The sequence below is a fragment of the Streptomyces sp. SBT349 genome (assembly GCF_001083795.1).
Lineage (GTDB): Bacteria > Actinomycetota > Actinomycetes > Streptomycetales > Streptomycetaceae > Streptomyces.
On sequence record NZ_LAVK01000491.1, the window covers coordinates 1 to 4,317 of the forward strand.

The window sequence follows — 4,317 nt, forward strand, 5'->3', positions numbered from 1 at the left end:
GCCTTAGGGTGAGGCCATGCGCACAGGGGAGCTGCTCGGCCGGGGCCGCGACGCCGACGTGTACGCGCTGGTGGGGGACCGCACCCGGGTGCTGCGCCGCTACCGCGACGGCACGCACGCCACCGGCGAGGCCGAGGTGATGGCCCACCTGGCGGACCACGGATACCCGGTGCCCGCCGTCCACCCCGGCGCCTCCCCCGAGCCCCCCGACCTGGTGATGGAACGGCTCGAAGGCCCCACCCTGCTGCACGCCGCGCTGGCCGGGGAGGTCGCCGCCGAGGAGGCGGGCGCGATCCTCGGCGACCTGCTGCACCGCCTCCACGCCGTCCCGGGCGGAATCATCCACCTGGACCTGCACCCCGACAATGTGATGCTCACCCCGCGCGGCCCCATGGTGATCGACTGGCGCAACGCGGAACGCGGCCCCAGCGGCCTCGACCGCGCCATGTCGGCCGTCATCCTGGCCCAGGCGGCGGTCGGGGACTGGCCCGTGGCGGCCCCCGTGCTCGCCGCGTTGCTCCCGCGCCTCGACGACGCCACCGCCGACCACCTGCCCGAGGCCCGCGCGCGGCGCGCCGCCAACCGGACCATGTCGCCGTCCGAGGTGGCCGATCTGGAGCCCGCGATGGACCTCATACGCGGGCTCAGGTGGCCCGAAGCTCAAATTTCCCTCTGAGTACCCACTGGAAGAGGTCGGGCCCTTGCGCAACGGGCATGGAATGGGTGAACGATGACCGTACCGGCACGGAGCCTCCTCCCTCGGAGTCCGCTATGACTGGCACCTCCCCAGCCGCCGTTCCCGAGGTGGGAACGATGGTTCGTGACACCTCGCGCGACAAGGTCGGCCGCGTCATGGCCCACCTCCACGGCACCCTGTGGCTCCGCCCGCCCGGCGGCGGCCAGGAGTGGACGGCGCGCCCGCAGGACGTCATGCCGGTGAGCGCCAGCGAGTCCCTGAGCTCCCGCGTCGCCGAACTCAACCGCCGCGCGCGGCACGGCTTCTGAGGCGGCGCCTCCGGTACCGGGCGGCGAGGGTCCCGATCCACCGGCCGCGGCGCGGTTGAGGGGGGCGGGGAGGGGAACCCGGCGGGGATGAACAGGAAGAACCGGGACGGAACGGACAGAGAGTTCCGGCGCGGGGACCGTGTGTCATGGCGGAGCCACGGCAGCGAGCCGGTCGGAACGGTGCGGCGGAAGATCACCGAACGGACCGAGGCCGCCGGCCGCACCGTCAATGCCTCGCCCGACGCGCCGCAGTACGAGGTGGAGAGCGAGAAGTCGGGCGGCACGGCGGTCCACCGGCCGGAGGCCCTGACCCCGGAGGCCCCGAATGATCACGGATCGTGACCGGACGATCGCGGAGTTCCGCCGGGCGGTCAACCTGCCGCCACGGCGGCTCGAACAGTGGCTGGAGACCGACGAGTCGCGCGGCGCGGGGCAGCGCCGTGGCGACGGCGAGAGCATCGGACACGCGTCCGGGCGGCGGATCGTCGGCCTGCTGCGCACCAGGAAGGCGGACCTCTCGGACGCCGACCTGGCCCACATGCGCAAGGTCATCGGCTACGTCCGCCGGCACTTGGCGCAGCGGCCCGGCGGGGACGTCCGGGAGTCGCGCTGGCGGTACTCGCTGATGAACTGGGGCCACGACCCGTTGCGCTGACGGACCGCCCGTGACATCCGCGCGCGGAACGGGGCCGCGTGACGATCGCGCGCGAGCCGCCGGGTAGGTTCTGTGATGTCGGCCGTTCACCTCGCCGACGCAGGGCGTTCGGGTGGCGGAGACGTGGCGGATACAGAGAACGGACGGCCGGGCGGGCGCGCGGTGCGGTCGGCGCGGTCGGTGTGGGGCGCGCGTGCGGCGTGGGGCGTCTGGTTGCTGTGGCTGCTGGCCGGGCTGCTCGCGGCCCGGCAGGCGGCCGAGGTGCTGCGGCTGCCCCCCGCGGAACGGCTCACCGGCCTGCCGGGCGCCGGCGGCGGCCTGCCCGACGACCTGTACGCCGACGGCGCCTGGTCGGGCACCCCCCTCTCCGCGCTGCTCACCGAGCCGCTGAGCGGTCTCGCGCCCCACCACGCGGGCGCCATCTGGACGTTCGGCACCCTGCTGCTGCTCGTCGCCCTCGGCCTGACCGCCGCCCGCGGCCTCCCCGCCGCGCACCGCGCCTGGGCCGCGCCCGCCGCGATCTGCCTGCTGACCGTGATCCTGCCGGTCCGGGACACCGTCACCACCGCGCAGGCCGGGCTCGTCCCGGTGCTGCTCGCGCTGACCGGCTGGCTGCTGGCCGTCGCCGAACGCGGCCCCGGCGGCCCCCGCGGCGCCCACCGCACCGGGGGCGTTCTCCTCGGCCTGGCCGCCGCGCTCCAGCCGACGCTGCTGCTGTTCGCCGCGCTGCTGTGGCTGACCGGGCGCCGGCGCGCCGCCGCCGCGGCGGGGGGCGCGTTCGCCGCCGCCACCGCGCTCGCCTGGGGCGCGCTCCCCGCCGCGTCCGAGACGTTCTGGCTGCGCCACCTCGCCGGCGCCGGAATCGACGCGTCGCCCGAGGCCGTGGGCAACCAGTCCCTGCACGGCGCGTTGCTCCGCCTCGGGCACGACGGGCCCGGCGAGATCCTGCTGTTCGTGGCGCTCGCCGGAGCCGTCTGCGCCCTCGCGCTCCGGCGCGCGACCGCCTACGCGGCGGACGGGCAGCCGCTGCTCGCCGCGGCGATCACCGGCTGCGCGGCGCTGGCGGCCACGCCCGCCGCCTGGCAGCACCAGCAAGTGTGGGTGCTGTTCGCGCTCGCGGGCCGGGCCGGGCGGCGGACCGCGGACCGGCCGATGTGGCCGGTGTTCGTGGTGCTGGCGCTGGCGCTCGAAGGCACGGCCCTGGTGCCGAAGCTGGAGTCGCTCGCGGTGATCGGCGAGAACGTGCCGCTGATCGCCGCGCTGCTGGCGGCCTGCTGCGTCCGTTTCCTGCGGCGCGACTCGGAGCTGTGGTCCCGGCCGGTGCGCGCGGGCCTCGCCTCCCGGCCGAACCTGCTGCTCGAACTCGTTCTCATCCGCGTCGGCTACTGGGCCTACTCCTGGGTGCGCTCGTACGCCCGCGGCGACCGCGACACGGCCGAGGCGCACGGGCACCAGATCCTCGACATCCAGCGCTTCCTGCGCATCGACATCGAGCACGGCGTCAACCAGGCGGTGGCGGGGAGGCGTTGGCTCGCGGACGCCATGGACCTCTACTACCAGACGTTCCACTTCGCGGTCCCGCTGACGATCCTCGGCTGGCTCCTGGTGCGCCACCCGGCCGCGTACCGGACTGCCCGCAGGTGGATGGCGTTCACCACCCTGTTCGGCCTGGTGGGCTTCTGGCTCTACCCGCTCGCCCCGCCGCGCCTGATGCCGGGGCTCGGCTACATCGACACGGCCAACGGCCCGCAGGACCTCGACGACCCGCGGTTCGGCGCCCTCACCGGCGTCACGAACCCGTACGCGGCGATGCCCTCGCTCCACGTCGGCTGGTCGCTGTGGTGCGCGCTGGTCCTGTGGCGCGTCGCCCCGTACCGCTGGCTGCGCTGGGCGGGGTTCGCGTATCCCCTGCTGACCACCGTGGTGATCGTGGGCACGGCGAACCACTACCTGCTCGACGCGGCGGGCGGGGCCGCGGTGGTCGCCGCGGGCTACGCGGCGTCGGCGGCGATGCTGCGGGCGGTCGCCTACGCCGAGCGCGTGCCGGTGAAGGCGACGGAGGCGCCGAGCCCGATCAGGGCCACCCCGCCGGTCCCGCTGACGAGCGCCAGCCGCCGCGGCGACCGCCCGAACCAGGCCCGCGCCCCCGAGGCCGCCAACCCCCAGGCCCCGTCGGACAGCAGCGCGAGCACGGCCCCGGCGAACCCGAGCAGCAGCATCTGAACGGGAACGTGCCCCGCGTCCCGATCCACGAACTGCGGCAACACGGCGGTCAGGAAGACGATGCTCTTCGGGTTGGTCACCCCCACGAGAAACCCTTCCCGGACCGGCCTTCCCCCGCCCCCGCCGCTCCCGCCGGCCTCCAGCCGGACCCGCTGTTTCCTGCCCCGGAAGGCCCGCACGCCGAGCCAGACCAGGTACGCCGCCCCGGCCAGCTTGATCCCGTTGAAGAGCAGCACCGACCGTTCGACCACGGACCCGACCCCGAACGCCACGGCGACGACGAGGGCGTACCCGCCCAGGGCGTTCCCGAGCACCGACCCCAACGCCGCCCGCCGCCCATGCGCCAACGCCCGCCCCACGATGAACACCACACTCGGTCCGGGCACGACGGACAGGAGAAACGACATCCCACAGAACGCGACAACCTGCTGCAC

Annotated in this window: 5 protein-coding genes and 1 pseudogene; 5 read left to right on the plus strand and 1 reads right to left on the minus strand. The window is 75.1% G+C overall.

Annotated elements, in window-relative coordinates:
- Positions 1–16: 16 nt before the first annotated feature.
- From ADY01_RS33445 to ADY01_RS33465, 5 genes and pseudogenes are all read left to right on the plus strand, one after another.
- Complete coding sequence (locus ADY01_RS33445) at positions 17–676, plus strand: phosphotransferase (RefSeq protein WP_049580517.1); 660 nt, start codon at positions 17–19, stop codon at positions 674–676.
- Between the two features lie 137 nt (positions 677–813).
- On the plus strand, positions 814–1,005 hold the full coding sequence (locus tag ADY01_RS33450) for a hypothetical protein (protein ID WP_053171485.1): 192 nt from the start codon (positions 814–816) through the stop codon (positions 1,003–1,005).
- 87 nt (positions 1,006–1,092) lie between these two features.
- Positions 1,093–1,347: a DUF2945 domain-containing protein gene (locus ADY01_RS33455; protein WP_049580519.1), complete on the plus strand. Its 255-nt coding sequence runs from the start codon at positions 1,093–1,095 to the stop codon at positions 1,345–1,347.
- Positions 1,331–1,660 (plus strand): DUF3140 domain-containing protein, encoded by a 330-nt coding sequence (locus tag ADY01_RS33460; protein WP_049580520.1) that lies wholly within the window; start codon positions 1,331–1,333, stop codon positions 1,658–1,660. The genes ADY01_RS33455 and ADY01_RS33460 overlap by 17 nt, the downstream gene beginning before the upstream one ends.
- Positions 1,661–1,735: 75 nt before the next feature.
- Positions 1,736–3,598: pseudogene (locus ADY01_RS33465) on the plus strand (bifunctional glycosyltransferase 87/phosphatase PAP2 family protein); the annotation flags it as partial.
- 89 nt (positions 3,599–3,687) lie between these two features.
- Here ADY01_RS33465 and ADY01_RS41120 read toward each other — a convergent pair.
- On the minus strand, positions 3,688–4,317 hold the full coding sequence (locus tag ADY01_RS41120) for a LysE family translocator (RefSeq protein ID WP_078900827.1): 630 nt from the start codon (positions 4,315–4,317) through the stop codon (positions 3,688–3,690).

Coding starts and splice junctions, on each gene's coding strand:
- ADY01_RS33445 (WP_049580517.1), top strand. CDS start 17: ATGCGCACAGGGGAGCTGCTCGGCCGGGGCCGCGACGCCGACGTGTAC.
- ADY01_RS33450 (WP_053171485.1), top strand. CDS start 814: ATGGTTCGTGACACCTCGCGCGACAAGGTCGGCCGCGTCATGGCCCAC.
- ADY01_RS33455 (WP_049580519.1), top strand. CDS start 1,093: ATGAACAGGAAGAACCGGGACGGAACGGACAGAGAGTTCCGGCGCGGG.
- ADY01_RS33460 (WP_049580520.1), top strand. CDS start 1,331: ATGATCACGGATCGTGACCGGACGATCGCGGAGTTCCGCCGGGCGGTC.